Here is a 25,818-nt window from a genome sequence, read left to right as displayed (position 1 = left end):
CGCTCAGGAAGACTTCCTCACACGGAGGTACCACTCGCACAGCAGCCTGACCTGCTTCTCCGTGTAGCCCTTTTCCACCATCCGGTCGACGAAGCTCTGGTGCTTCGACTTGTCCTCGGCCGACGCCTTGGCGTTGAACGAGATCACCGGCAGCAGGTCTTCCGTGTTCGAGAACATCTTTTTCTCGATCACCTCGCGCAGCTTTTCATAGCTGGTCCAGGTCGGGTTGCGGCCATTGTTGTTGGCGCGCGCCCGCAGCACGAAGTTCACGATCTCGTTGCGGAAGTCCTTCGGATTGGCGATGCCGGCCGGCTTCTCGATCTTCTCCAGTTCGTCGTTCAAGGCGCTGCGGTCGAAGCTCTCGCCGGTTTCCGGGTCGCGGAATTCCTCGTCCTGGATCCAGCAATCGGCGAACGTGACGTAGCGGTCGAAGATGTTCTGGCCATACTCCGAGTACGACTCGAGGTACGCGGTCTGGATCTCCTTGCCGATGAACTCGGCGTAGCGCGGCGCCAGGAAGCCCTTGATGAACTCCAGGTAGCGCCGGCGGATTTCCTCCGGATAGTCCTCGCGCCCGATGCGCTGCTCGAGCACATACATCAGGTGCACCGGATTGGCCGCCACCTCGGTCTGGTCGTAGTTGAAGACGCTGGACAGGATCTTGTACGCGAAGCGCGTCGAGACCCCGTTCATGCCTTCGTCGGTGCCGGCGTAGTCCTTGTACTCCTGCAGCGCCTTGGCCTTCGGATCGACGTCCTTCAGGCTTTCGCCGTCATAGACGCGCAGCTTCGAGTAGATGCTGGAATTCTCCGGCTCCTTCAGCCGGGTCAGCACCGAGAACTGCGCCATCATGTCCAACGTTCCCGGCGCGCACGGCGCCGTCGACAGCGAGCTGTGATGCAGCAGCTTTTCGTAGATGCGGACCTCTTCCGAGACCTGCAGGCAGTAAGGCACCTTGACGATATAGATACGGTCGAGGAACGCCTCGTTGTGCTTGTTGTTGCGGAAGGTCTGCCATTCCGACTCGTTCGAGTGCGCCAGGATGCAACCGTTGAACGGGATCGCCGAGAAACCCTCGGTGCCCTTGAAGTTGCCTTCCTGCGTCGCCGTCAAGAGCGGATGCAGCATCTTGATCGGCGCCTTGAACATTTCCACGAACTCGAGCAGGCCCTGGTTGGCCAGGCACAGGCCGCCGGAATAGCTGTAGGCGTCCGGGTCGTCCTGCGAATGGCGGTCGAGCTTGCGGATGTCGACCTTGCCGACCAGCGACGAGATGTCCTGATTGTTCTCGTCACCCGGTTCGGTCTTGGCGATCGCCACCTGGCGCAGCACCGACGGGTTCAGGCGCACCACGCGGAATTGCGAGATGTCGCCGTCGAACTCCTTCAGGCGCTTGACCGCCCACGGCGACATGATGCCCGTGAGGTAGCGGCGCGGAATGCCGTATTCCTTTTCGAGCGTGTCGCCGAAGCGTTCCGGATGGAACAGGCCAAGCGGCGACTCGTTCACCGGCGAGCCCTTGAGCGCGTAGATGGGGAAGCTCTCCATCAGCACCTTGAGGCGTTCGGCGATGGACGACTTGCCGCCGCCGACCGGCCCCAGCAGATAGAGGATTTGCTTGCGCTCTTCCAGTCCCTGCGCGGCGTGCTTGAAGAACGCCACGATCTGCCCGATGACGTCCTCCATGCCGTAGAACTCCTGGAACGCCGGATAGCGCCGGATGGTCCGGTTGGAAAACAAACGGGAAAGACGTGGGTCGTTGCGCGTATCCACGATTTCAGGTTCGCCAATCGCCGCCAGCATGCGCTCAGCGGGGCTGGCGTATGCCATCGGGTCGCGTCGGGCGAGGTCCAGATATTCCTCTAGGGAAAGCTCTGATTCCTGTTCTCTTGCATACTGCGACTTGAAGCCTTCGACGATGTTTTGCACGGAAACCTCCTACAACACGCGAAAAAGCCATGACGTCCCTACGTGTCCCCATTGTGTGCCTCAGTGCTTCAGCGTGACTAGTCAATCTCGCTATAAGCAATCTCGGCACGGTCGTATGTTGCTTTCGCCACACATCAACCAAGAGCACGATCGGGCCCTTTCCGTTTAGGCTGCACCCTGGAGACACAAGTTCCGTCAGGGATTGCAACCAACGTGAATAAGTTCACTCGTTCGCCTTCAGCATATCGCTGTAGAACGGGCGCATGACGCAGCCACGCACGAAATGGTCAGCAATGATTTGAAGGGATGAGATATCCCGGTGGATTCTTATGATCCGGAACGCAAGTCCGGTGCGTTCGCTATGCGATGGCAGCGAACGGTCTGAACGGCGCAAGGCGACTGCGTTCAGCAACGTGTCGGTCCGGTTTGTGAAAAGCGCCGGTACGCGACACTGGAATCCGTGGTGACGAGGGCGCGTGGCGGGTCGTGGAGCAAGCCATGCGCGCGTAGCGCCAAGTCATGACCTAGCTTAAGCCCAATTGACGGTTTTGTGGCAATTCATTTGTGCACACGCGGTAAAAAAAAGCTGTCGGATGCTTCGACGCAGACATGCAGGAATCACTCCCAAACTTGCTGCCATCACGCCGCGGGCCGCGCGGGCAAACGCTATGCGGCCGATGGTCCACGGCTATCACGCGGTGGGTTGGCAGCCAGGCATCGAGAGTGCTAATACCCCTTGCGGCGTCAAGGATAGAATCACGCATCCCGCGAAACCGCGTACGACACCGCTTTCAAACACCGTCCGTCCCATCATGCCGCCCCGCTCGCGCCGCCTCATGCAAGGGCTCCGCATCGTCCGCGCGCCGATGCGCTGGCGGCGCTTGGCGGCCGCGTGCGGCGTGCTGTTGCTGGCCGCGTGCGAACGCGCCGCCCCGCCCCTGCCCAACGACGCCTATGTCTGGCAACGGCAATGGACGCCCGCGCTGGTCAGCGCGCTGGCCAAGGGCGCGGATGCGGTGCGGTCATGGCGGGTGCTGGCGGCCGAATTGCGCGCCGACGGCGCCTGGTTCGACGCGGCGCCCGACCTCGCCGCGCTGGCCGCGTCACAACGACCGGTGGTGCTGGTGTTGCGGCTGGATGGCCGCGTCAACGACTTGCGCGACACCGACATCGCCGATCGCGCCATCGCCGCGCTGGCGGCCTGGCGCCAGGCCGGCGTCACGCCGGCCGGCCTGGAAATCGATTACGACTGCGCCACCTCCAAGCTGCCGGCCTATCGCGCATTGCTGGCGACGCTGAAGACCCACCTCGGCGCCAGCCTGCCGTTGTCGATCACCGCCCTGCCCACCTGGCTCGACAGTCCCGCGCTGCCCGCGTTGCTGGCGGTTCCGGACGAAACCGTGCTGCAGGTCCACGCCGTGCAGAACCCCACGCAAGGCCTGTTCGACGCCAAGCGGGCCCGCGCCTGGCTCGATGCCTACGCGCGCCAGACCGGCAAACCCTGGCGCGTGGCGCTGCCTTCCTATGGCAGCCGCGTCGCCTGGGACGAGCATGGCCGGATCGCCGCGGTCGAAAGCGAACGCCCGGCGTTGATGCCGGGCGGCCGCTCGGCCGAGCTGCTGGTCACGCCCGACGCCATGGCGGCCTTCGTCGCCACGCTCGATCGCGATCGCCCGTCGGGGCTGCGCGGCATCGTCTGGTTCCGCCTGCCGACCCAGGCCGACACGCGCGCCTGGAGCCTGCCGACCTGGCGCGCCGTGCTGGCGCGTCAACCGCTGACGCCGCAACTGGAGGTGATCGCCGCCGCGCCCGGCGCCGGCGGCGCGCGCGACGTGCGGCTGGCCAACCGCGGCAACGCCGACACCGCGCTCCCGTTCACCGTCCGGCTCGACGCCACATGCGGCGCCGCCGACGGCATCAACGGCTACACCCTTGAATACGATCGCGAGGGCAGGTATCTTCGCCGCGCGCAGGATGGCTTGCTGCGCGCCGGCGCCGAACGCGCCATTGGATGGATCCGCTGTGACTCCGCAACCCCGAGCTTCCATGTACAACCGTAAATCGCTTGCCGCCGCGCTGGCGCTGGCCTGCGCCGCCGGCGCCGGCATCGTCATCGCCTGCGGCCCGGACTTCCCGCCGCAGTTGCTGGACGACCGCGCCGGCACGCTGCAGGGCACGCCCGCCAACTCGTTCGCCTACGAAGCGGCGCGGCTGATGCCGGCCACGGACGCGCTGCGGGCCAACGAATCGCCGCTGCTGCCAGACGGCACGTACCGCTCCGACGCCATCCCCGAAGCGTTCGACGCGACGCTGACGCCGGCGCAACGGCAACAGGCTCGGGCGATGCGCGCCCGTCCCGACGGCGACCAGGCCTACGCCGCCGGCGACGGCCTGCCGGAAGCCGCGCGCCTCTACGTCGCCGCCGCGGTGGACTACCGCAGCGCCGCCCAGGCGCCGGACGAACCGCGCCTGGAACGCGCGCGCCAGCGCCTGCTGGCCATCCTGGCGCTGCCGGCGGAACAGGCCGCAACCCGCAGCGTCTGGGCCGCCTACCTGCTGGCCGAAATCGGGGACATCGGAACCACGCCGGCGACGGATCACCCGGCGCAGGCCTATGCCCGCGTGCGCGAACTGGCGCTGCAAGGCGCGCCCGACCCCTTGGGCCTGGCCGTCGCCAGCTACGGCCAGCAAGCGCGCCTGTCGCTGTCCGGCAGCCTGGGCCAATGCGCCTACGAAGACCTGTTCAACGCCTCGCCCTGCATGGATGCGATCGCGCCGGCCGACCTGCAGCAGGCCGTGCGCCTGTATGCCGCCCAGGCCGCGCGCGAGTCGGTCAGCGGCCGCGAATCGTTGCGCCTGATGGCCGACTGGGCGCTGGCCGCGCCGACGCGCGCCATCCGCCTGATCGACGACCCGGTCGGCCAGCGCCTGCTGGTGGCGTACGGCCTGGCCCGGCTGGGCGACATCGTCGACGGCAAGCCCGACAGCGCGCGCGACCCTTTCGCCAACTTCGAGGCCACCGGCCGCCTGAGCCTGGCCGACGCCGCCGACGGCACGCCCAACGTCACGCCCAACCCCGCGCTGCAATCGCTGGTGGCCGCGCTGCAGACGCAGGATCCGCGACGGATCGCCGACGCCGACCGGGTCGCGGCGCTGGCCTACCGCGTCGGCCGCTACGACCTGGCGCAAGAGCTGGCCGACCGGCTCGACACGGCGCTGGCCTGGTGGGTGCGCGCCAAGCTGGCGATCCGCCGCGGCGACAACGAGCTCGCCGCCCAGGCCTACGCCCGCGCGGCGGAGGCGTTCCCGCGCGGTGACGGCAGCGTCGAGGCGGAAGCCGGCGCCCTGCTCAAGGGCGAACAGGGCGTGCTGTCGCTGTCGCGCGGCCAATACGTCGAAGCCCTGGACCAGTTGTACCGGGCCGCGGCGGCAGGCGATGGCGCCCCGCCGCCGGAAGAGGGCTGGCCGCTCTCGCCCTATTGGAACGACGCGGCCTACGTGGCCGAACGCGTGCTGACGACCGATGAGCTCAAGGCCTATGTCGACCGGCTGCCGCCGCCCCCGCCCGCGCCGTCGCGGCCGTCGGGCTTCAGCCGTTACACGACCGACCAGTTCTACGAATGGAGCCGCCTGAACCAGCCGCCCGTCCATGACCGCCTGCGCCAGCTGCTGGCGCGGCGGCTGGTGCGGGAAAACCGGGTGGCCGAGGCCTTGCCGTACTTTCCCGCGGATTCCGATCCCCGCTTCGCCTCGCTCGACTACGACAACGGCAACTGGAAGATCCGGGAGTCCGATGTCCGCCAGCGCGCCGCCCAGTACGGCGACGCGCTGCAGGCCGCGGGCAACGCCTGGGGCCGCACCACCCGCGCCGAAGCCTGGTACACCGCCGCCACGCTGGCGCGCCGCGACGGCATGCGCATCATGGGCTACGAACAGGGACCGGACTACGCCGTCTACGAGGGCAACTACTCCGCCGGCGCCGGCCGCGACGCCAACCCCTGGTGGCGCGAGGCCCGCGCCGATGCCGGCGTACCGATGGAAACGCCGCGGCAGCGCGCCGAGGCGGACCTGCCCGGCCCCTTCGTAACGCAGGAAGAACGCGTGCGCTACGCGGCCAGCGAGGCGCGCCCCAACGTACGCTATCACTACCGCCAGATCGCCGCCGACTACGCGCTGAAGGCGGCCGACGAACTGCCGACCCGCTCGCAGGCCTTTGCGGCCACCCTCTGCCGCGGCGCCCGCTACGTGATCGACGACACGCCGGAGCGCGCCACCGCCATCTATCTGCGCTACGTGGATCAGGGCGCCCAGGTGCCCTTCAGCGGCACGTTCGGCCGCGAATGCCCGGAACCGGACTTCCAGTCGGCTTCGCGCTTTCACTATATCCAGGCATGGAAGGCCTGGGAACGTGTCCGCAAGCAGCATCCGGGCGTGTTGCTGGCCGCCGGCCTGCTGGCGCTGGCGGCGCTTGGCGCCGGCCTGTGGGCCTGGCGCAATGGCGCGCCGGCCGGCAACGGCAAGAAGCGCCAGGATCCGTTGGCGTAAAAAGCGCCCCGCACGGGCGCTACGGCGTCCCGGCGGCGGGCAACTCGACCCGCCGCAGCAACCCTCGCCAGTGCTCCGGCACCCGGGCGCGCAGGCGCAGGTCGGCCGCCACCCGCTCCGCCTCGATGAATTCGTAGCGCGGAGCGGGGTCCAGCCGTTCCAGCATGGGCAGCTTGACCACGCCGGCGGCGTCGCCCAGCAGCATCGGCGCCATATAGATAAGCAGCTCATCGATGCAGCCGGCCGCGACCAGCGCGCCGCTCAGGCCGGCGCCGGCCTCGACGTGGACTTCGTTGAACTGCTGCGCGGCGAACCAGCGCATCATGGCCGGCAGGTCGACCCGGTCGGGCATCTCGGCGGGCAGCGCCACCACCCGCACGTTCCTGGCCTCCAGCCGCGCCTGCTTGGCGGCGTCGGCGCGGGCCGTGAACACGATGACCTCGCCGCCGTCGAACAGGCGCGCGTCCTCGGGAATCTCGAAGCGGCCGTCGACCACCGCCCGGCGCGGCTGGCGCGGCGTCTCGACGCTGCGCACGGTCAATTGCGGATCATCCTTGAGCACGGTGCCGATGCCGGTCAGCACCACGCAGCTGCGGGCGCGCCAGCGGTGGCCGTCGGCGCGCGCCTCCGGGCCGGTGATCCATTGCGACAGGCCGTTATGCAGCGCGCTGCGGCCGTCCAGCGACGCCGCCATCTTGAGCCAGGTCCAGGGCAGCCCGCGGCTCATGCGCGAAATGAAGCCCGCGTTCAGGGCCAGCGCCTCTTCGCGGCAGATGCCGGTGGTGACGGCGATGCCGGCCTCGCGCAGCCGCGCCAGGCCCTTGCCGTTGACCAGCGGATTGGGATCGCCGATCGCCACCACCACGCGCGCCGGCGCGGCCGCCAGCAGCGCATCCACGCACGGCGGCGTGCGGCCGAAATGACTGCAGGGTTCCAGCGTGACGTAGACGGTGGCGCCCGCCACCGATTCGCCGCGCGCCTGGGCATCGCGCAGCGCGCAGACTTCGGCATGCGGGCCGCCGGGCGGCTGGGTCGCGCCCTCGCCCAGCACCCGGCCGTCGCGCACGATCACGCAGCCCACGCGCGGGTTGGGCGCGGTCGAATACATGACGGTCTGCGCCAGGGCCAGGGCGCGCCGCATCCAGGACAGGTCGTCGGCTTGGCCGGGGGTCGGGCTGGAATTCATCATCATGGCCAAATTGTATGTCCGCGGCGGGCCCGCGGCACGCCGCGCCCGCCGGCGCCGGCGGAGGCGCTATGATGGCCGCAGCGGCCTGAAATGGATGTCCGTTTTAGGCCGACGCAGGTCTGGAGACGGCCTCGCCCGGGAGCCGGGGCAGGCACACAATACGCCACGTACCTCCTGAAATCCCACGGCACGGAGCCCGCCGCCATGAAACAAGCATTGATCGTCATCGACGTCCAGGATTCCTTCCGCCAGCGTCCGTTTTGGGACGAATCGGAATACCCGGCATTCGTCTCGCAACTGCAGGGCCTGATCGACGCCGCCCGCGCCCGCGACATCCCGGTGCTGCAGGTGTTCCACATCAGCGCCGCCAACGACCCGGCCAACCCGTTTTCGCTGGCCTCCGGCCACGTCAAGACGCTGAAGGAACTGCGCATCGCCCCCGACGCCGTGTTCCACAAGACCGTGCATTCCTCGCTCTACGCCAAGGACGCCGACGGCGCCACGCTGCAGGAATGGCTGCGCAAGCACGGCATCGAAGGCGTCATCGTCAGCGGCATCCGCACCGAACAGTGCTGCGAAACCACCACCCGCCACGCCAGCGACGACGGCTTCAAGGTGGTGTTCCCGACCGACGCCACGCTGACCTTCGCGATGCAGAGCCCGTCCGGCAAGCACTACACGCCGGCCGAGATCCGCGACGCCACCGAGCTGGTGCTGCAGGGCCGCTTCGCCCGCATCGCCCGCGCCGCCGACGTCTTCGCGGACGCGCAATAAGGCGACCGGCCATGATTCCCGTGCATTTCGTATTGCCCAGGGGAATCGTGCTGCTCGACGTGGCCGGGCCGGCCGAGGCCTTCCGGGTCGCCAACAAGCTGTGCCCGGACGCCTTCTCGCAGCATTTCTGCGGCCCGTCGACCGAAGTCGAAAGCGGCATTCCCGGCCTGCACCTGGCCCGGATCCAGCCGCTGCCCGAGAAACTGCCGCCCGAGGCGCTGGTGATCGTGTCCGGCGTGGTCGGCAAGCACATCCGCCTGGATGAGCCCGAGGCCCGCGTCATCATCGACTGGCTGGCGGCGCGCCATCCGGCCGACGGCTTCACCCTGATGACCGTCTGCGCCGGCGCCCTGTTCGCCGCCGCGGCAGGCCTGACGCGCCAGCGCGACTGCACCACGCACCACAGCTGCCTGGCGCAGCTGGCCGACCTGGATCCCAGCGCCCGGCTGCACGACAACCGCATCTTCGTGGAAGACGGCAACCTGGTCAGCAGCGCCGGCATCACCGCCGGCATCGACCTGGCGCTGCACATGGTGGCGCGCCATTGCGGCCCGCGCGTGGCCAGCGAAGTGGCGCGCGACATGGTGGTGTACCAGCGCCGCGCCGGCACCGACTCGGCGCTGTCGCCCTGGCTGGAGCACCGCAACCACATGCATCCGGGCGTGCACCGGGTGCAGGACGCGGTGGTGCGCAACCCCGCGGCGCCCTGGTCGGCGCAATCGCTGGCCGAGCAGGCCCACACCAGCGCCCGCCACCTGACGCGGCTGTTCCGCGAGCATGCCGGCTGCACGCCGATGGACTACCTGTATCAGATACGCGTGGCGCTGGCGCGCGACATGCTGCGCGAGACCCGCTTGAACCTGGAGTTGGTGGCGGAGAAATCCGGCTTCGGCTCGGCCCAGCATCTGCGCCGCGTGTGGCGCCGGTTCCAGCCGCAGACGCCCAGCATGGCGCGGGCGGTGGCGCTTTAACGCGCCGGGCCGCGCCGCGGCCTCATTCCTTGCGCAGCTTGCCGGGCAGCACCGGTCCCTGCATCTCGCGGATCGCCTCGACGAATTCGCCGATGTCCTCGAAGCTCTTGTAGACCGAGGCGAAGCGCACGTAGGCCACCTTGTCGAGCTTGCGCAGCTCGTTCATGACCAGCTCGCCGATGTGCCCGGAAGCCACTTCGCGCAGGCCGCTGGCCAGCAGTTGTTCCTCGATGCGGGCCACGGCCGCGTCCACGTCCTCGGTGCTGACCGGGCGCTTGCGCAGCGCCAGGCTCAGGCTGGCGCGCAGCTTGGCGGGATCGTAGTCGCTGCGGCTGCCGTTGCGCTTGACCACGGAAGGCAGCGCCAGCTCCACCCGCTCGTAGGTGGTGAAGCGCTTGTCACAGGACTGGCAGCGACGCCGGCGGCGGATCGCATCGCCCTCTTCCGAGACACGGCTGTCGACGACCTGCGTTTCGGAATTGCCGCAAAATGGACACCGCATGTGTGATCCCTGAAAACACGGAAAGCAATAATTCAGCGATATTGTAACGATGTGGCAGTGTATCGGTGTCAAGAGGGGCCAAATTCGTCCCTGCGCACGCGACGGACATTTTCTCCGCAGCGCCGCGGCACATCGGAACGGAGCGCCCCCTCATTCAAACCGTACGTTCACCATGACCTGGGTGGTGAACTTGCCGAGTTTCATGCCATCGGCGCTACCCGTTGGCGACAATTCGGCGGCGTAGGTATTACGCAATGACAAGATGCTGCCATGCAACGCGCCGAAGTTGCCTTTCGGGGGAACGACGGCCTGGTTCAGGATGACCGGCTGGCCAGCGGGATCGGTGATCTGCATTTGCAGGCCGTTTTCCTGGCCTTCCTCGTTGCGCAGGAAGATGAAGCGCCCATCGCTGGAGAGACGCTCCGTGCCCATCGGCGTGAATGTCGCCGTGAGCGGCATGTAGAACTCTTGATCGGGTCCCTCCCCCGGTCTGACCGTCGTGAGGCTGCCGGTCGAGCAGGAGGGATTGATCCGCGCGGTGACATTGAAGGGCCGCTGCTGCGGCAAGGTTCCCATATAGCCGGCGGTCGCGACCACGCGGTCGAACTGAACCAGATTGTCCACGCCGACGTCGCCGATGCAGGTATCGGGGATGTACTGTAGCCGCGTGGGGCTGGTGGTCAGGAAGATGCCCGGGTTGCCTGTGCCGGTGAAGTCGGAGATCAGCTTGATCACCGTGGTTCCGGGCACCGGGTAGCGCCCCGGAGTGACCTTCCTGCTTTTCACGCTCAGCTGTATGACGATTGTGGCGTGCTGCGGCCGTTGCTGATCGGCGGGCAGGGTTCTGTCAAACGGGACGCCGATCGGAAAGAATTCGGGGAAGACCTGTGCGACGGACTCCAATGCCTTGGGAGACCAGGGCTTGGCCTCATTGCCGTCGACGATGATATCCAGGGCCAGGCCGGAATCCCTCAGGGCGTTTCTCAGCGGGGTAAAGTCCCCAAGCGTCGTGAGCATGGGCTGATTCTTGGCCGGGCCTGACGTGTAGGTGCATAAGTAATCCACGACGTAGGGTTGGCTTCGATAGAGGACCGTGCCTTCCGGGGGGATTTGGCTCAAGGCGAAACCCACCGAGGGCGGCAGATGGAATTGCACGGTGCCGGCAGACCCCATGACGGAATGACATTCATCGCCTAGCGCTGTCGCCGGGATCAGCAACGCGCAGGCGATGAGCAGCCCTGCCATCAGCGCGCCCGAGCTGCCTCGGCGCGCAAATCCTGTCCGTTCAGTCATGCCGTCTTCTCGGGAACATGGCCGTTGCCCGATAGGTTGGAGGTTCGTTGCCATTTCAAGAAAAGGGGCGTTGCATGCCGTGGCGAGGACTGCGGGCAAGGCAACCGACACGGCCCCTGATCCAGGGCCGTGTCGGTTGGCAGCGTCGGACGGCGCTCGGTGGAGGCGGAAAATGGATCGAGCGATGGCGCCCGAAGCGACTCTGAATATAGGTCGGCCGAGCCCGGCTTTTGCCGTTCAGCCATAGGAGGGATTACCACATCGGGGTGGTAATGAAGGCCTGAACGGGGGTGCGAAACGGCGCCGGCGGGGGCACCGGCCCGGAAAACAAAAGGACGGCCCCTTGCGGAGCCGTCCGTGTCACATGCGGGCGGAAAAAATCCGCCGTCGCATTACTTCTTGCCGTACACCGGCAGGCGCGAGGTCAGTTCGTTGACCTTGGCGCGCACGGCGGCGATGTTGGCTTCGTCGCGCGGGTTGTCCAGCACGTCGGCGATCAGGTTGGCGGTCAGCTCGGCCTCGGCTTCGGTGAAGCCGCGGGTGGTCATGGCCGGGGTGCCCAGGCGGATGCCGCTGGTCACGAAGGGCTTTTCCGGATCGTTCGGGATGGCGTTCTTGTTGACCGTGATGTGGGCCTGGCCCAGCACGGCTTCGGCTTCCTTGCCCGTGATGCCCTTGGAGCGCAGGTCCACCAGCATGACGTGGCTTTCGGTGCGGCCCGAGACGATGCGCAGGCCACGCTTGACCAGCGTGTCGGCCAGCACCTTGGCGTTCTTGACCACTTGCTGCGCGTAGGTCTTGAATTCGGGTTCCAGCGCTTCCTTGAAGGCCACCGCCTTGCCGGCGATGACGTGCATCAGCGGACCGCCCTGGATGCCGGGGAAGATGGCCGAATTGACGATCTTCTCGTACTCGGCCTTCATCATGATGACGCCGCCGCGCGGGCCGCGCAGCGACTTGTGCGTGGTCGAGGTGACGAAGTCGGCGTGCGGCACCGGGTTGGGGTAGGCGCCGCCGGCCACCAGGCCGGCGTAGTGGGCGATGTCGACCATGAACAGCGCGCCGTTGTCGTGGGCGATGCGGGCCATGCGCTCGAAGTCGATGTGCAGGGCGTAGGCCGAGGCGCCGGCGACGATCAGCTTGGGCTTGTGTTCCTTGGCCAGCTGTTCGACCTGGGCGTAGTTCAGGACTTCGTTTTCGTCCAGGCCGTAGGAGATGAAGTTGTACAGCTTGCCCGAGGCGTTGACCGACGCGCCGTGCGTCAGGTGGCCGCCTTCGGCCAGGCTCATGCCCAGCACGGTGTCGCCCGGCTTCAGGACAGCCATGTACACGCCCTGGTTGGCCTGCGAACCCGAGTTGGGCTGCACGTTGGCGGCTTCGGCGCCGAAGATCTGCTTCAGGCGGTCGATGGCCAGCTGCTCGACCACGTCGACGTATTCGCAACCGCCGTAGTAGCGCTTGCCCGGGTAGCCTTCGGCGTACTTGTTCGTGAGCTGCGTGCCCTGGGCTTCCATGACGGCCGGGCTGGCGTAGTTCTCCGAAGCGATCAGCTCGATGTGCTGTTCCTGGCGAACGTCTTCCTTCTGGATGGCGGCCCAGACGTCCGGGTCAGCCTTGGAGAGGGTGAGGTTGCGGTCAAACATGACGGGGGGTTCCTGAGGCGGTAAGAGAGGAGGAAACTGCGCCCGGGTGGGTAAACCCGGATAATGACGAATAGTTTACCGCGTACCGCCGCTTCCCCTGTCGCCAAAATGCCCCGAATGGCGGCAAAATTCCCGCCAAGGGCGCGAAAATTCCGGCATCCGTCCATGGCTGGAAAACGCGCTCAACCCGACTTGAGAAACTTTCATGCAAACCCAGACTTTGGTCGCGTACACCCTGGTCGCCGCCGTCAGCGTCGTCACCCCCGGCCCCGCCAGCATCCTGGCCATGCGCAACGGCGCCGCCGGCGGCCTGCGCGCGGTGCTGCCATCGTCGCTGGGCAATGTCACCGGCCTGTTCCTGCTGTCCGCCGCCGCCATGCTGGGCCTGGGCGTGGTGCTGCAATCGTCCGCCCTGCTGTTCGCCGCGCTCAAGATCGCCGGCGCCGCCTACCTGATCTACCTGGGCCTGCGCCATCTGCTGGGCCGCAGCAGCGTGGCCACGCCGCCGCCCGACAGCGCCGGCCGCCCGCCGCGCGGCGCGCTGGCGCTGTATCTCGAAGCGACCTTCGTGGCCGGCCTGAATCCCAAGCCCATCCTGTTCTTCACCGCGCTGTTCCCGCAGTTCCTGAACGCGGCCGAACCGCTGCTGCCGCAGTTCTTCATCCTGACGGGCATCTTCATGGGCCTGTCGCTGCCCTCGCTGCTGGCCTACGGCCTGCTGGCGCGCCGTGCCCGCCGCCTGTTCCAGCAGCCGCGCGCGGTGCGCTGGATCAACCGGGCCGTGGGTTCGGTGTTCGTCGCCTTCGGCGTGGCATTGTTGCGCCTGAAGCGCGCCGGCGTCTGAGGGCGCGGCGCGTCCGGCGAATGCGCCGGAAATAAAAAAAGGGCCGCATTGATGCGGCCCTTTTTGCTGATCGCGGCGATCAGGACGCGGAGGTCGCGCCGATCTGCTTGGGCGCCAGCGCCGGGTTGAGCGTGTAGGTGCCCGTCAGCGACGCCTGCGCCAGCACGTGCTTCTGGATGGCGCGCAGCGCGTCTTCGCCAGTGAACGCCCCTTGCAGGTTCAACGTGTGGACGTCCAGCGCGTACAGCGTGAACACGTAACGGTGCACCAGCGCGTCGTTCCAGGGCGGGCACGGGCCGTCGTAGCCGAAATAGTCGCCGCTCATGTCGTGGTCGTTGGCGAACCAGGACGAGTACGAGTTGATGCCCTGGCGGGCATCCAGCGGCGCCAGCGGGCCGCCCTTGCCGCGCGGCGTGATGCCGCTGGAAAAGGCGCCTTCGTCGATCTCTCGCATGTCGGCGGCCAGATCCACCAGCACCCAGTGGAAGAAATCCACCCGCGGCAGGTCGGCCGGGACTTCGCGGCCCTCCTGGTTGACGTCGTCGGGCTTGGACGGAACGTCCGGGTCGTGGCAGATCAAGGCGAACGACTGCGTGCCCGCCGGGACGTCGTCCCAGGAAAACTGCGGGTTGAAGTTGTCAGCCAGCGCGAGGTGCGATTGCGCATCGATCTTGCCGAAGGCGTAGCGCTCCGGAATCGACTCGTGATCGGAAAAAGACAAACTCGAAAGTTTCATGTCGTGCTCCTTGAAGTGCTGCGAAGGCATTCCAGCCTTGAACGTCCCTCCAGCGTATCAAAATCTTCGCGATTATGGGTTCAACTTAACACGCGCGAACTTGCGCTTGCCCACCTGGACGACGTAAGTCCCGGCAGGCAGTTGCAACGATTTGTCTTCGACCCGGTCGCCATTGACGCGCACCCCGCCCTGCTCGACGTTGCGCTGGGCCTCGGAACCCGATGCGACCAGCCCGGCCTCGCGCAGCAGCTTGAGGATGCCGACCGGCGCGCCGCCGATGCTGACCTCGGGCATGTCCTCCGGAATCGCGCCGTCGCGGAAACGCGCTTCGAAAGCGGCCAGCGCGTCGTCGGCCGCCTTGGCCGAGTGGAAACGCGCAATGATTTCCTGGGCCAGCATGACCTTGGCGTCGCGCGGATTGCGGCCGCCCTCGATCTCCTGGCGGAGCGCGGCGATGTCTTCCAGCGAGCGGAACGACAGCAGCTCGAAGTAGCGCCACATCAGCGTGTCGGAAATCGACATCAGCTTGCCGAACATCGAATCGGGCGACTCCGAAATGCCGATGTAGTTGCCCTTGGACTTGGACATCTTCTCGACGCCGTCGGTGCCGACCAGCAGCGGCATCGTCAGGATGCACTGCGGCTCCTGTCCATACTCCTTCTGCAGCTCGCGGCCGACCAGCAGGTTGAACTTCTGATCGGTGCCCCCCAGCTCCAGATCGGACTTCAGCGCCACCGAGTCGTAACCCTGCATCAGCGGGTACAGGAATTCATGCACCGAAATCGGGATGCCGCCCTTGAAGCGCTTGGTGAAATCCTCGCGTTCCATCATGCGCGCCACGGTATAGCGCGACGCCAGCTGGATCATGCCGCGCGCGCCGAGCGGGTCGCACCACTCGGAGTTGTAACGGATCTCGGTGCGGGCCGGATCCAGCACCAGGCTGGCCTGCGCATAGTAGGTCTTGGCGTTGGCCTCGATCTGCTCGCGCGTCAGCGGCGGGCGGGTGCTGTTGCGGCCGCTGGGATCGCCGATGGTCGAGGTGAAGTCACCGATCAGGAAGATGACCTCGTGGCCCAGGTCCTGCAACTGGCGCATCTTGTTGAGCACCACGGTGTGGCCCAGGTGGATGTCCGGCGCGGTCGGATCCAGCCCCAGCTTGATCCGCAACGGCACGCCGGTGGCGCGGCTGCGGGCCAGCTTGCGGGCGAATTCGGCTTCGACCAGCAGTTCATCGCATCCGCGCTTGGCAATACGCAGATCGGCTTCGACTTCGGGGGTGATGGGGGCTTCTGAGGGTGACATTTTTAGGGGGGCCGCGACGGCTTCAGCCGATAAAAAGGTGTAAAAAGTGACGAAAACTATCGAAAATTCTAGCCGAATCAGCTAGGATACCGCCCTAATCATACGCAACTGTCATATATACGCAGTTGCGCGTCCGGTTACCACCCGTTGTTCACAAGTTGCGCCCCGCGCCAGCCCTTGCCCCGGAAAACGTGGCGCGCGGGGGCCGTTCGTGTCACGCACCCTGCGAGCTCATGCCACCTGAGAGGGTATCTTCACGATGAATCGTGGCCTCCACGACCTGGCGAGTAGCATCAAGCGCAAAGTTGCTGCCGTGTTTGCGCCCGTCGAGCCCAAGCCCCATCGCTCGGGACTTCTCCGTCGCACTCTTCTCGTCACCGCCATGGGTCTGTTTGCCGGCGCCGCCGCCTTGGGCATGGTGCAGCAACCCGACCGCAGCGAAATCCCCCCCACCCGCATCATCCAGAGCATCCTGCCGCTGACCACCGAACAGGTCGAAGTCAGCACGCCCAGCGCCGCGCCGTACATCAGCGAAACCCGCATCCGCGCGGGCGACACGCTGGCCGCCGTGCTGCAGCGCCTGGAACTGGATTCCCCGGATCTGCAGACCTTCCTCACCCACGACGCCAGCGCGCGCAGCATCTACAAGCTGTACCCGGGTCGTTCGGTGCAGGCCGCGACCGACGCGGAAGGCAACCTGATCTGGCTGCGCTACATCCACACCCCCGGCAACGAGGCTGACGGCCAGGTCGTCACCCGCATGCTGCACGTGGCGCGCACCGACAACGGCTACAAGGCCGAGGAAATCACCGAGAGCACCGATCGCCAGACCCGCGTCGCCGTGGGCACGATCCGCTCCTCGCTGTTCGGCGCCACCGATGCCGCCGGCATCCCGGATTCGGTCACCATGCAGATGGCCGACATCCTCAGCGCCAAGATCGACTTCCTGCGCGACCTGCGCCAGGGCGACCAGTTCCGCGTGGTCTACGAAGTGCGCTCGCACGACGGCCGCTACGCCGGCGCCGGCCGCGTGCTGGCCCTGGAGTTCATCAACGGCGGCAAGACCTACTCCGCCGTCTGGTTCAGCGCCGACAACAACAAGACCGGCTCGTACTACGACTTCGATGGCACCAGCCTGCGCGGCGCGTTCCTGCGCACCGCCCTGAAGTTCAGCCGCATCAGCTCCACGTTCGGCATGCGCATGCATCCGATCCACAAGACCTGGACCGGCCACAAGGGCGTGGACTACGCCGCGCCCTCGGGCACGCCGATCCACTCCACGGCCGATGGCACGGTGGAGTTCTCGGGCTGGCAGAACGGCTACGGCAACGTGGTCATCATCAAGCACCACGGCAAGTACTCGACGCTGTACGCCCACCAGAGCCGCATCGCCGAAGGCATCACCAAGGGTAGCAAGATCTCGCAGGGCCAACTGATCGGCTACGTCGGCGCCACCGGCTGGGCCACCGGTCCGCACCTGCACTACGAGTTCCGCGTCGACAACCAGCCGATCGACCCGCTGTCGGTCGACCTGCCCGTCGCCCGCGCCCTGGAGCCCGCCGAGATCCGCGCCTTCAACCAGGCCGTGGCGCCGTACAAGCAGCAGATCCAGCTGCTGACCGAATTCCAGCAGACTCTTCCCGACGCGCTGACCAACGTGGCCAGCCGCTAAGGCGGACCTGCATGACGCACCCGCAAGGCGGCCCGCGCATCTCGATGCCGGGCCGCTTTTTTTCCAGGCGGCACCCGACATGACCACCCCCCAGCATTTCATCGGCCTGATGTCCGGCACCAGCGTGGATGGCGTCGACGGCGTCCTGGCGCGCCTGCGCGACGGCCAGCCGCCGCAGGTGCTGGCCAGCGCCAGCCTGTCGATGCCGGCCGCGCTGCGGGCCGAATTCCTGGCGCTGAACCAGGCCGGCGACGACGAGCTGGCCCGCGCCGCGCTGGCCGCCAACGAACTGGCCCGCCTGTACGCGCAGGTGACCGCCGACCTGCTCGCCGGCGCCCGCCTGCGGGCGCAGGACATCGCCGCCATCGGCGCCCATGGCCAGACGGTGCGCCACCGTCCCGACAGCGGCTACACCTTGCAATTGAACGCGCCCGCCCTGCTGGCGGAGCTGACCGGCATCGACGTGGTGGCCGACTTCCGCAGCCGCGACGTGGCCGCCGGCGGCCAGGGCGCGCCGCTGGTGCCGCCCTTCCACGCGGCCGTGTTCGGCGCGCCGCAGGGCCGCGCCGTGCTCAACCTGGGCGGCATCGCCAACGTCACCCTGCTGGCGCCAGGGCAGGCGCCGCGCGGCTTCGACACCGGCCCGGCCAACGTCTTCCTGGACGGCTGGTGCCAGCGGCACCTGGGCCAGCCCTACGATGCCGACGGCCGCTGGGCCGACAGCGGCCAGGTGCTGGCGCCGCTGCTGGAACAACTGATCGCGAGCGAACCCTGGTTCGCGCTGCCGCCGCCCAAGTCGACCGGCCGCGACCTCTTCAACATGCGCTGGCTGGACGACCGGCTGGCCGCCTTCGACGGCGCCAGGCCGGCCCCTCAGGACGTGCAGGCCACCTTGCAGCGCCTGACGGCCCGCACCGTGGCCAACGCCATCGACGCAGCCGGCGACGACGTGCGCGAGCTCTACGTGTGCGGCGGCGGCGCCCACAACCCGGGGCTGATGCACGAGCTGGCGTATTGCCTGCAGCGCCCGGTGCATGCCACCGACGCGCTGGGTGTTCCAGCGCAGCAGGTCGAGGCGCTGGCCTTCGCCTGGCTGGCGCAGGCCTTCCTGGCGCGCCAGCCAGCCGGCCTGCCCAGCGTCACCGGCGCCCGCGGCCCGCGCATCCTGGGCGCGCTGTACCCCGCCTGACGCGCGGCGCGCGCCCAGCAAAAAGCCCTTCGGAAAACCGAAGGGCTTTTTTGTCGGGCGGACGATCGGCGCGAGGCCGCGCGCGGATTACACCGAGAACGACGAACCGCAGCCGCAGGTGGTGCTGGCGTTGGGATTGCGGATGACGAACTGCGCGCCTTCCAGGTCTTCCTTGTAGTCGATCTCGGCGCCGACCAGGTACTGGAAGCTCATGGGGTCGACCAGCAGTTGCACGCCAGCCTTGTCCAGCACGGTGTCGTCTTCATTGACGACTTCATCGAACGTGAAACCGTACTGGAAACCCGAACAGCCGCCGCCTTGCACGAACACGCGCAGCTTCAGCTCGGGGTTGCCTTCCTCGGCCAGCAGGTCCTTGACCTTGGCGGCTGCCGAGTCGGTGAACACCAGGGGAGCAGGCGGGGCGGCCTGCAGGTCGACGGTTTCGGTCACTGCATTCATGATTCACTCCTGGCCGCTGGGGCCGTATTCCGATGAGCGGCTGCGCCACTCGCATGTAGTCACTATAGCGCAGGCGCCGCCCGGACTCAAAGTTCGAGCTTGACACTGCGGGAGGCACGGACCACATCGCCCTCCAGGATGCTGATGGTGACGCTTTCGGGGACAAATCCCTCGGGCACTGCCAGGACGCCCTGGCTGCGCTGGTACTGGTCGAACTGCAAGGCCAGCGATGCCGCTGTCGTGGTTTCACCGGTGGCGGGCACCGGCCCGCTTTCCGCCTTGACCTGCATCGGCGCCAGGTCGACGGTGACGGTTTCGCCCTTGAGCGTGCCGGTGGCCTGGAACCGCAGCGTGCCGGCGAACGGGGCCGCGCCATTGCGGCCGCTGCGCATCAGCAGCACCTTGTAGCGCAGGCCCCCGCCTTCGCGATCGATCTGGGCGCCGCGGATGTCCACGGTGCCTTCCGGCCCCGGCGGCAGCAATTGCTCATAGAACGCCAGCTGATCGCGCACCCGGCCAACCTCGGCCTGCGCCGCATGCAGCTGGGTTTCGAGCTCCTGGCGCGCCGAGCGCTCGATCACGAGCTCGCCGTCGGCGGTGTCGAGCTGGCCGCGCGTATAGCGCAGCTGGACCGCCTGCTGACGCATCGCCTCGTCGCGCGCCTCGGCCTGGTCGGCGCTGAGGACCACCGCGTCCTTGGGCTGGTAGACGCCGCGGGCGTAGTAATAGCCGGCCGCGCCACCCGCCAGTACGCCCGCCAGCACGCCGGCGGCGACCCGCAGGCCGAGGCCGGGGCGGGAGGTTCGAGGTGTCGCGGAGGAATCGTTGGACATGAAAAGCGGGCCGGCGGGCTTGCCGCCGACCCGGCGCGGCATCAGGGCAGGATCGCGACCTGGTCGAGACCGACGGTCTCGGGGAAGCCGAACATCAGGTTCATGTTCTGCACGGCCTGGCCGGCCGCGCCCTTCACCAGGTTGTCCTGCACCACCATGATGATGAGCTGGTCGCCGCCGCCCGGACGCGACAGGGCGATGCGCAGGTTGTTCGAGGCGCGCACCGAGCGCGTCTCGGGCAGGCTGCCGGCGGGCATGACGTCGACGAACGCTTCGTCGGCGTAGCGCTGCTCGAACAGGGCCTGGAAGTCGGTGTCGCGCGCCTCGGGCTTGATGCGGGCGTAGATGGTCGAGTACATGCCCCGGATCATCGGCACCAGATGCGGCACGAAGGTCAGGCCGACCTTGCCGCCGGCGATCTTCTCGAGCTGGGCGACGATTTCGGGATGGTGGCGGTGGCCGGCCACGCCGTAGGCCTTGAAGTTGTCCGAGGCCTCGGAGAACAGCGAGCCGACTTCGGCCTTGCGGCCGGCGCCCGACACGCCCGACTTGCAGTCGGCGATCAGGGTCTGCGCATCGACCAGCTGCTTGCCGCCTTCGAGCAGCGGGGCCAAGCCCAGCAGCACGGTGGTCGGGTAGCAGCCCGGGTTGCCGATGACGCGCGCCTTGGAGATGGCTTCGCGGTTCAGCTCGACCAGGCCGTACTGGGATTCAGCCAGGATGTCCGGGCAGGTATGGGGAATCTTGTACCAGCGTTCGAAGGTGGGCACGTCCTGCAGGCGGAAGTCCGCGGCCAGGTCGATGACCTTGGTGCCGGCGGCGATCAGTTCCTGGGCCTGGGCCATGGCCACGCCGTGGGGCGTGGCGAAGAACACCACGTCGCAGTCGGTCAGCGTGGCCTTTTCCGGCGAGGAAAAAGCGATCCGCACGCGGCCGCGCAGGTTCGGGTACATGTCGGCCACCGGCAGCCCGTCTTCCTTGCGGGACGTGATGGCGGTCAATTCCACATGGGGATGCTGCGACAGCAAGCGCAGCAGTTCGACGCCGGTGTAACCGGTGCCGCCGACGATACCAACCTTGATACGGGAGTTCGATGCTTGGGCCATGATGTGTGCTCTTCGTAGAACGAGGCTCGATTGTATCGCTCGGACAACCGGCCTTGCCGCCACGCTTGAAAGCGCGCGGCGACCGCTGTCCGACCGGACGAAGCCCGCGGAGTTCCGCGGGCCTGGGCGGGGCCTGGGCCCCGGGATGTAAAAAAAAGCCCGCACGAGGCGGGCTTTTTTCGCAGCGATTAACGCTTGCTGAACTGCTTGCGACGGCGCGCCTTGCGGAAGCCGACCTTCTTGCGTTCGACTTCGCGGGCATCGCGGGTCACAAAACCAGCTTGCGACAGTGCGGGCTTCAGGGTCGCGTCGTAGTCGATCAGGGCACGCGTGATGCCGTGACGGACTGCGCCGGCCTGGCCGGTTTCACCGCCGCCGTGCACGTTGACCTTGATGTCGAACGATTCCAGGTGGCCGGTCAGTTCCAGCGGCTGGCGCACGACCATGCGGCCGGTTTCACGAGCGAAGAACTCGTCGACGGGCTTGCCGTTGACGACGATCTTGCCGGTGCCCTTCTTGATGAAAACGCGAGCCACCGAAGTTTTGCGACGGCCGGTTCCGTAGTTCCAGTTACCGATCATGGCGTTTCCTTAGATATCCAGCGTCTTGGGCTGCTGGGCGGTGTGCGGGTGCTCGGCACCGGCATAGACCTTCAGCTTCTTGATCATGGCGTAGCCCAGAGGACCCTTGGGCAGCATGCCCTTGACGGCCTTCTGGATGGCGCGACCGGGAAAACGCTCTTGCATCTTCTCGAAGTTCGTTTCGCGGATACCGCCCGGGTACGTGGTGTGGCGGAAGTACTTCTTGTCCTTCGCCTTGGTACCGGTAACGACGATATCGGAAGCGTTGATGATGACGATGTAATCGCCGGTATCAACGTGCGGCGTGAATTCAGGTTTGTGCTTGCCACGCAGACGACGTGCGACTTCGCTGGCCACACGACCGAGGACTTTGCCCTTGGCGTCGATCACAAACCAGTCACGTTGGACTTCATGCGGCTTGGCCACAAAGGTCTTCATGATGGTTCCTAGATATGAAAAATGGTCTCTGACTGGACGATCCAGCCAGGCTTTTTCCCTCAACTAGACAATGGAGCCGGCATCTTTCCAGCAACTGGATTTCAGTGCCGGGTTTCAGCCGATCGGGTTTAAGCCGATCGGGTTTAAGCCGATCCTTTGTCCCTATCGACGTCCCGCCTAAGCGTTATTACCCGCCCGTGCAATGGTCAAAATGAGGGAAAGCCTGAAATTCTACCACGGATGCTCAAAAAATGGGCAGCCGTGGCCGAATCCAGGCGAATGGACAGCCGTTTCCGGGGGAACGACTGTCGCATTTTTAAAAGGGACGCAAGCGCGCGCTGCCGGCAACCCTGCCCGCGCGCTCCTGCCCCCCCGTCCGTGCCGGGCGGCGCGGATCAGGCGCCCAGGTAGGCTTCCAGCACCCGCGGATGGCCGAGCAGGCCGCGGCCGGTGCCCGACAGCGCCATGGCGCCGTTCTCCAGCACGTAGCCGTGCTGGGCGATCTTGAGCGCCTGGCGCACGTTCTGCTCCACCAGGAACAGGGTCAGGCCGTCGGCATTGATCGCCCGCAGCGAGCGGAAGATCTCCTGCACCACGATCGGCGCCAGGCCCATCGACGGCTCGTCCAGCAGCAGCAGGCGCGGCTTGGCCATCAGGGCGCGGCCGATCGCCAGCATCTGCTGTTCGCCGCCGGAGAGGTTGCCGGCGATGCCGGTGATCCGCTCTTTCAGGCGCGGGAACAGGTTGAAGACGTATTCCAGGTCCGAATCGACGTTCTTCAGGCCGCGGCGGTAGGCGCCCAGCTCGAGGTTTTCGAGCACGGTCATGGTGGTGAGGATGGCCCGGCCTTCCGGCACCTGGACGATGCCGCGCGCCACCAGCTGGTGCGGCGCCAGGTTGGTGACGTCCTCGCCTTCGAACAGGATCTTGCCGCGCGCCTTGGGCAGCAGGCCCGACAGCGCCAGCAGCGTGGTCGACTTGCCGGCGCCGTTGGCGCCGACCAGGGCGGTGATTTCCTTGGCTTCCAGGTCCAGGTCGATGCCGCGGACGGCTTCGATGTGGCCGTAGTTGACCTCGAGTCCGCGGACTTCCAGCATTGCGCTCATTGTGCGGCCTCCGCGTTTTCGATGTCGTCGTCGTCCTCGCGGCCCAGGTAGGCCTCGATGACCTGCTCGTTGTTGCGGATCTCTTCAGGCCCGCCGCAAGCGATGATCTTGCCGAAGTTCAGCACCGCGATGCGTTCGCACAGCCCCATCACGAAGCGCATGTCGTGCTCGATCATGAGGATGGTGTAGCCGCGGTCGCGGATCGCCAGGATCTCGCGCATCAACTCGGCGCGTTCGCCGGTGTTCATGCCGGCGACCGGCTCGTCCAGCAGCAGCAGCTTGGGCTCGGTGGCCAGCGCGCGCGCCAGCTCCAGGCGGCGCTGTTCGCCGTACGACAGGTTGTCGGCCAGGTCGTTGGCCTTGTGGTCCAGGCGCATCCACGTCAGCAGCTCGTGGGCGCGCTCGCGGGCGCGCTGCTCGTGCTCGCGGTAGCCCGGCAGGCCCAGCAACAGGCTGGGGAAGCCATAGTTCATGTGGCGGTAGGCGCCCACCACCACGTTCTCCAGCAGCGTCATCTCCTTGAAGAGGCGGATGTTCTGGAAGGTGCGGGCGATGCCCATGCGGGTGATGGCGTGCGGCTTCCTGCGCAGCAGGCTTTCGCCCTGGAAGGCGATGCCGCCGCCGCTGGGCGGCAGCAGGCCGGTGATCAGGTTGAACACCGTGGTCTTGCCGGCGCCGTTGGGGCCGATCAGGCCGAAGATCGCGCCTTCGGGCACCGACAGGCTGACGTCATGCAGCACGTGCAGGCCGCCGAAGCTCTTGGAAACGGAGGTCAGCTCAAGCATGGCGCTTGCCTCCTTGACGCATCCAGCGCTTGAAGCGCGCCGGATCCCAGATGCCTTGCGGCAGGAACAGCACAATCACCACCAGGATCACTCCGTTGATGACCAGGCGGAAATCCGCGAAGCCGCGCAGCATCTCGGGCAGCACGGTGATGATGAAACTGCCCAGCACGGGGCCGGCCAGGCCGCCGATACCGCCCAGGATGGCCATCGTCAGGATTTCAACGCCGCGGTCGAAGCCGTATTCGTTGGGGCCGATGAAGAAGGTCAGGTGCGCGTTGAGGGCGCCAGCCAGGCCGGCGATCATCGCGCCCGCCACGAAGGCCAGCATCTTGTTGGCGCGCACGTCGATGCCCATCAGGCCGGCCGCGGTCTCGTCGCCACGGATGGCCTCGAAGGCCCGTCCGATCTTCGAGGCGCGCACGCGCCACAGCACGAACAGCACGATGACGACCGCCAGGATGACGTGCCACCATTGCGTCAGCTGCGGAATGCCGTTCAGGCCCAGCGCGCCGCCGGTGATCGACTCGGTGTTCAGCACCGTCACCCGCACCACTTCGCCAAAGCCCAGCGTGGCCATGGCGAGGTAGACCCCTGACAGCCGCAAGGTCGGCAACCCGATCAGCGCCGCCACCAGGGCGGGCGCCGCCATGCCGCCGGCCAGCGCGACCGGGAACGAGACGTCGTAGTTCATGGTGAGCAACGCCGCCGCGTAGGCGCCGATGCCCATGAAGGCCGCATTGGCCATGGCCAGCATGCCGCAGGCAAGCGTCAGCCAGATGGAGAGGGCCAGCAGGGCGTTGGTGCCGAGCGTCAGCACCAGGTTGCCATAGATGGCCCAGAAGTTTTCGAATCCGCTCATACTCACGCCTTGCGTTGAACCACTTTGCCGAACAGACCTTGCGGGCGCACCAGCAGGATCAGGAACAGCAGGCCGAATGCCACCGCGTCGCGCATGGTGGAGCCGATATAGGCCACCGACAGCACTTCAGCGAAGCCCAGGAACAGCCCGCCCAGCATGGCGCCGCGAATGTCGCCCATGCCCCCGAGAATGATGACCGCGATGCCCTTGTGCAGCATCGGCTGGCCCATCAGCGGGAACAGCGCATTCGAGTACAGGCCGATCAGCACGCCCGCGACCCCGCCCAGGGCGGCGGCGGCGAACGAGGTGGTGATGAAGAGCTTTTCGACGTTGATGCCCAGCAGCCAGGCGGCCTTGGGCGATTCGGCAATGGCGCGCAGGGCGCGGCCGAACTGCGTGCGACGCATCACGAACATCAGCAGGGCCATCAGCGCGAACGACAGGAAGATGATGCCCAGTTCGATCACGGTCAGGTGCAGGCCGGCGATCTCGATGACTTCCTCGGGCACGGTGCCGTGCGGGAAGCGCAGGTTGCTGGCGCCGAAGATGCCTTGCGCGCCATTGTTCAGGATGATGCCCACGCCGATCGTGGCGATCATGGGGATCAGGTGGGGTGCATTGCGTTTGCGCAGCGGCTTGAGCACCAGGTAGTCGATGATGACCCCGGTGAAGCCGGCAACGAAAAATGCCACCATCAGCGCCGCCCACAGGGGCAGGCCGAAATGCTGCACCACGGAGAGCGCCGCGTAGGCCCCCACCATGAAGACGGCGCCATGCGCGAGGTTGATCACCCCGAGCACGCCGAATACCAGCGTGAAGCCCAGCGCGAACAGTGCGTACACACAGCCCAGCGACAAGGCGTTAACGAATTGTTGTTCCAACATGATGGGACATATTCCAAATCAAAAAAGAGCCCCCACGCTGCGCCCCCTGCGTGGACTTGCCGCTCGCCAGGCTCGGCTTCGGGACTCGGGGCAGGCCTGTGTAAGGCCTTCCACGCCGCGCATTGCGTGGACCTGCCGCCCTGAGAGAGCCGTTCTATTCCTGGGGAGTCCTACGATA

23 protein-coding genes are annotated in these 25,818 nt (G+C 66.8%); 7 read left to right on the top strand and 16 right to left on the bottom strand.

The genetic code is table 11. From position 1 onward, the window contains the following. Positions 1–3: 3 nt before the first annotated feature. Positions 4–1,920: a PrkA family serine protein kinase gene (locus AOZ53_RS21150; RefSeq protein WP_369816849.1), complete on the bottom strand. Its 1,917-nt coding sequence runs from the start codon at positions 1,918–1,920 to the stop codon at positions 4–6. 845 nt (positions 1,921–2,765) lie between these two features. On the opposite strand from AOZ53_RS21150, the gene AOZ53_RS21145 reads away from it, so the two are divergent. Together AOZ53_RS21145 and AOZ53_RS21140 are read left to right on the top strand one after the other, a co-directional pair. Then, positions 2,766–3,989: a DUF3142 domain-containing protein gene (locus tag AOZ53_RS21145; protein WP_231690656.1), complete on the top strand. Its 1,224-nt coding sequence runs from the start codon at positions 2,766–2,768 to the stop codon at positions 3,987–3,989. After that, positions 3,976–6,474 carry a hypothetical protein gene (locus AOZ53_RS21140; RefSeq protein WP_054489187.1) on the top strand — a complete coding sequence of 833 codons (2,499 nt, stop codon included), beginning with the start codon at positions 3,976–3,978 and terminating at the stop codon, positions 6,472–6,474. The genes AOZ53_RS21145 and AOZ53_RS21140 overlap by 14 nt, the downstream gene beginning before the upstream one ends. Positions 6,475–6,493: 19 nt before the next feature. Here AOZ53_RS21140 and ribD read toward each other — a convergent pair whose 3' ends face one another. Then, on the bottom strand, positions 6,494–7,663 hold the full coding sequence (gene ribD / locus AOZ53_RS21135; protein ID WP_054489232.1) for a bifunctional diaminohydroxyphosphoribosylaminopyrimidine deaminase/5-amino-6-(5-phosphoribosylamino)uracil reductase RibD: 1,170 nt from the start codon (positions 7,661–7,663) through the stop codon (positions 6,494–6,496). A gap of 204 nt (positions 7,664–7,867) precedes the next feature. On the opposite strand from ribD, the gene AOZ53_RS21130 reads away from it, so the two are divergent. Together AOZ53_RS21130 and AOZ53_RS21125 are read left to right on the top strand one after the other, a co-directional pair. After that, on the top strand, positions 7,868–8,437 hold the full coding sequence (locus AOZ53_RS21130; protein ID WP_054432804.1) for a cysteine hydrolase family protein: 570 nt from the start codon (positions 7,868–7,870) through the stop codon (positions 8,435–8,437). An 11-nt stretch (positions 8,438–8,448) separates the two neighbouring features. Continuing rightward, positions 8,449–9,408 (top strand): GlxA family transcriptional regulator, encoded by a 960-nt coding sequence (locus AOZ53_RS21125; RefSeq protein WP_054489186.1) that lies wholly within the window; start codon positions 8,449–8,451, stop codon positions 9,406–9,408. A gap of 22 nt (positions 9,409–9,430) precedes the next feature. Here the strand turns inward: AOZ53_RS21125 and nrdR are convergent, their stop codons facing one another. The 3 genes from nrdR to glyA all read right to left on the bottom strand — a co-directional run bounded on the left by nrdR (position 9,431) and on the right by glyA (position 12,846). Further along, positions 9,431–9,910 (bottom strand): transcriptional regulator NrdR, encoded by a 480-nt coding sequence (gene nrdR / locus AOZ53_RS21120; RefSeq protein WP_006392798.1) that lies wholly within the window; start codon positions 9,908–9,910, stop codon positions 9,431–9,433. 150 nt (positions 9,911–10,060) lie between these two features. Continuing rightward, positions 10,061–11,203 carry a hypothetical protein gene (locus AOZ53_RS21115; protein ID WP_156333464.1) on the bottom strand — a complete coding sequence of 381 codons (1,143 nt, stop codon included), beginning with the start codon at positions 11,201–11,203 and terminating at the stop codon, positions 10,061–10,063. A gap of 392 nt (positions 11,204–11,595) precedes the next feature. Next, positions 11,596–12,846, bottom strand: a complete 1,251-nt coding sequence (gene glyA / locus AOZ53_RS21110) for a serine hydroxymethyltransferase (RefSeq protein ID WP_054432809.1) — start codon at positions 12,844–12,846, stop codon at positions 11,596–11,598. A 205-nt stretch (positions 12,847–13,051) separates the two neighbouring features. Here glyA and AOZ53_RS21105 point away from each other — a divergent pair, with 205 nt between their 5' ends. Next, positions 13,052–13,690, top strand: coding sequence for a LysE family translocator (locus tag AOZ53_RS21105; protein WP_054489184.1), 639 nt, complete (start codon positions 13,052–13,054; stop codon positions 13,688–13,690). Positions 13,691–13,769: 79 nt separating this feature from the next. Here the strand turns inward: AOZ53_RS21105 and AOZ53_RS21100 are convergent, their stop codons facing one another. Together AOZ53_RS21100 and tyrS are read right to left on the bottom strand one after the other, a co-directional pair. Further along, positions 13,770–14,426: a YbhB/YbcL family Raf kinase inhibitor-like protein gene (locus AOZ53_RS21100; protein ID WP_054489229.1), complete on the bottom strand. Its 657-nt coding sequence runs from the start codon at positions 14,424–14,426 to the stop codon at positions 13,770–13,772. A gap of 72 nt (positions 14,427–14,498) precedes the next feature. Next, entirely contained in the window at positions 14,499–15,728 is a 1,230-nt protein-coding gene (gene tyrS / locus AOZ53_RS21095; RefSeq protein WP_054432812.1) for a tyrosine--tRNA ligase, read from the bottom strand. Between the two features lie 259 nt (positions 15,729–15,987). Here tyrS and AOZ53_RS21090 point away from each other — a divergent pair, with 259 nt between their 5' ends. After that, complete coding sequence (locus AOZ53_RS21090) at positions 15,988–17,400, top strand: M23 family metallopeptidase (protein ID WP_054432813.1); 1,413 nt, start codon at positions 15,988–15,990, stop codon at positions 17,398–17,400. A gap of 79 nt (positions 17,401–17,479) precedes the next feature. After that, positions 17,480–18,589: an anhydro-N-acetylmuramic acid kinase gene (locus AOZ53_RS21085; RefSeq protein WP_054489182.1), complete on the top strand. Its 1,110-nt coding sequence runs from the start codon at positions 17,480–17,482 to the stop codon at positions 18,587–18,589. Between the two features lie 87 nt (positions 18,590–18,676). Here the strand turns inward: AOZ53_RS21085 and erpA are convergent, their stop codons facing one another. The 9 genes from erpA to AOZ53_RS21040 all read right to left on the bottom strand — a co-directional run bounded on the left by erpA (position 18,677) and on the right by AOZ53_RS21040 (position 25,640). Next, the gene (erpA, locus tag AOZ53_RS21080; protein WP_006388644.1) at positions 18,677–19,048 is read right to left on the bottom strand and encodes an iron-sulfur cluster insertion protein ErpA; all 372 of its coding nucleotides are present in this window, start codon (positions 19,046–19,048) and stop codon (positions 18,677–18,679) included. An 86-nt stretch (positions 19,049–19,134) separates the two neighbouring features. Next, positions 19,135–19,881 carry a DUF6776 family protein gene (locus tag AOZ53_RS21075; RefSeq protein WP_054432855.1) on the bottom strand — a complete coding sequence of 249 codons (747 nt, stop codon included), beginning with the start codon at positions 19,879–19,881 and terminating at the stop codon, positions 19,135–19,137. Positions 19,882–19,922: 41 nt separating this feature from the next. Further along, on the bottom strand, positions 19,923–20,987 hold the full coding sequence (gene argC / locus AOZ53_RS21070; protein WP_054432815.1) for an N-acetyl-gamma-glutamyl-phosphate reductase: 1,065 nt from the start codon (positions 20,985–20,987) through the stop codon (positions 19,923–19,925). A gap of 188 nt (positions 20,988–21,175) precedes the next feature. Next, the gene (gene rpsI / locus AOZ53_RS21065) at positions 21,176–21,568 is read right to left on the bottom strand and encodes a 30S ribosomal protein S9 (protein ID WP_006388641.1); all 393 of its coding nucleotides are present in this window, start codon (positions 21,566–21,568) and stop codon (positions 21,176–21,178) included. A gap of 9 nt (positions 21,569–21,577) precedes the next feature. After that, positions 21,578–22,006: a 50S ribosomal protein L13 gene (gene rplM / locus AOZ53_RS21060; RefSeq protein WP_006217309.1), complete on the bottom strand. Its 429-nt coding sequence runs from the start codon at positions 22,004–22,006 to the stop codon at positions 21,578–21,580. 395 nt (positions 22,007–22,401) lie between these two features. Further along, a complete protein-coding gene (locus AOZ53_RS21055; protein WP_006392789.1) occupies positions 22,402–23,112 on the bottom strand; it encodes an ABC transporter ATP-binding protein in 711 nt (236 codons plus the stop codon). Beyond that, positions 23,109–23,897 (bottom strand): ABC transporter ATP-binding protein, encoded by a 789-nt coding sequence (locus tag AOZ53_RS21050; RefSeq protein WP_054432816.1) that lies wholly within the window; start codon positions 23,895–23,897, stop codon positions 23,109–23,111. Before AOZ53_RS21050 ends, AOZ53_RS21055 begins: the two co-directional genes overlap by 4 nt. Then, positions 23,890–24,756, bottom strand: coding sequence for a branched-chain amino acid ABC transporter permease (locus AOZ53_RS21045; protein ID WP_006392787.1), 867 nt, complete (start codon positions 24,754–24,756; stop codon positions 23,890–23,892). Before AOZ53_RS21045 ends, AOZ53_RS21050 begins: the two co-directional genes overlap by 8 nt. Positions 24,757–24,758: 2 nt before the next feature. Next, complete coding sequence (locus AOZ53_RS21040) at positions 24,759–25,640, bottom strand: branched-chain amino acid ABC transporter permease (protein ID WP_006388637.1); 882 nt, start codon at positions 25,638–25,640, stop codon at positions 24,759–24,761. Positions 25,641–25,818 lie beyond the last annotated feature (178 nt).

The organism is Achromobacter sp. 2789STDY5608621 (assembly GCF_001299375.1).
GTDB lineage: Bacteria > Pseudomonadota > Gammaproteobacteria > Burkholderiales > Burkholderiaceae_B > Achromobacter > Achromobacter insuavis.
This window is presented reverse-complemented; position numbering and strand designations above follow the sequence as displayed.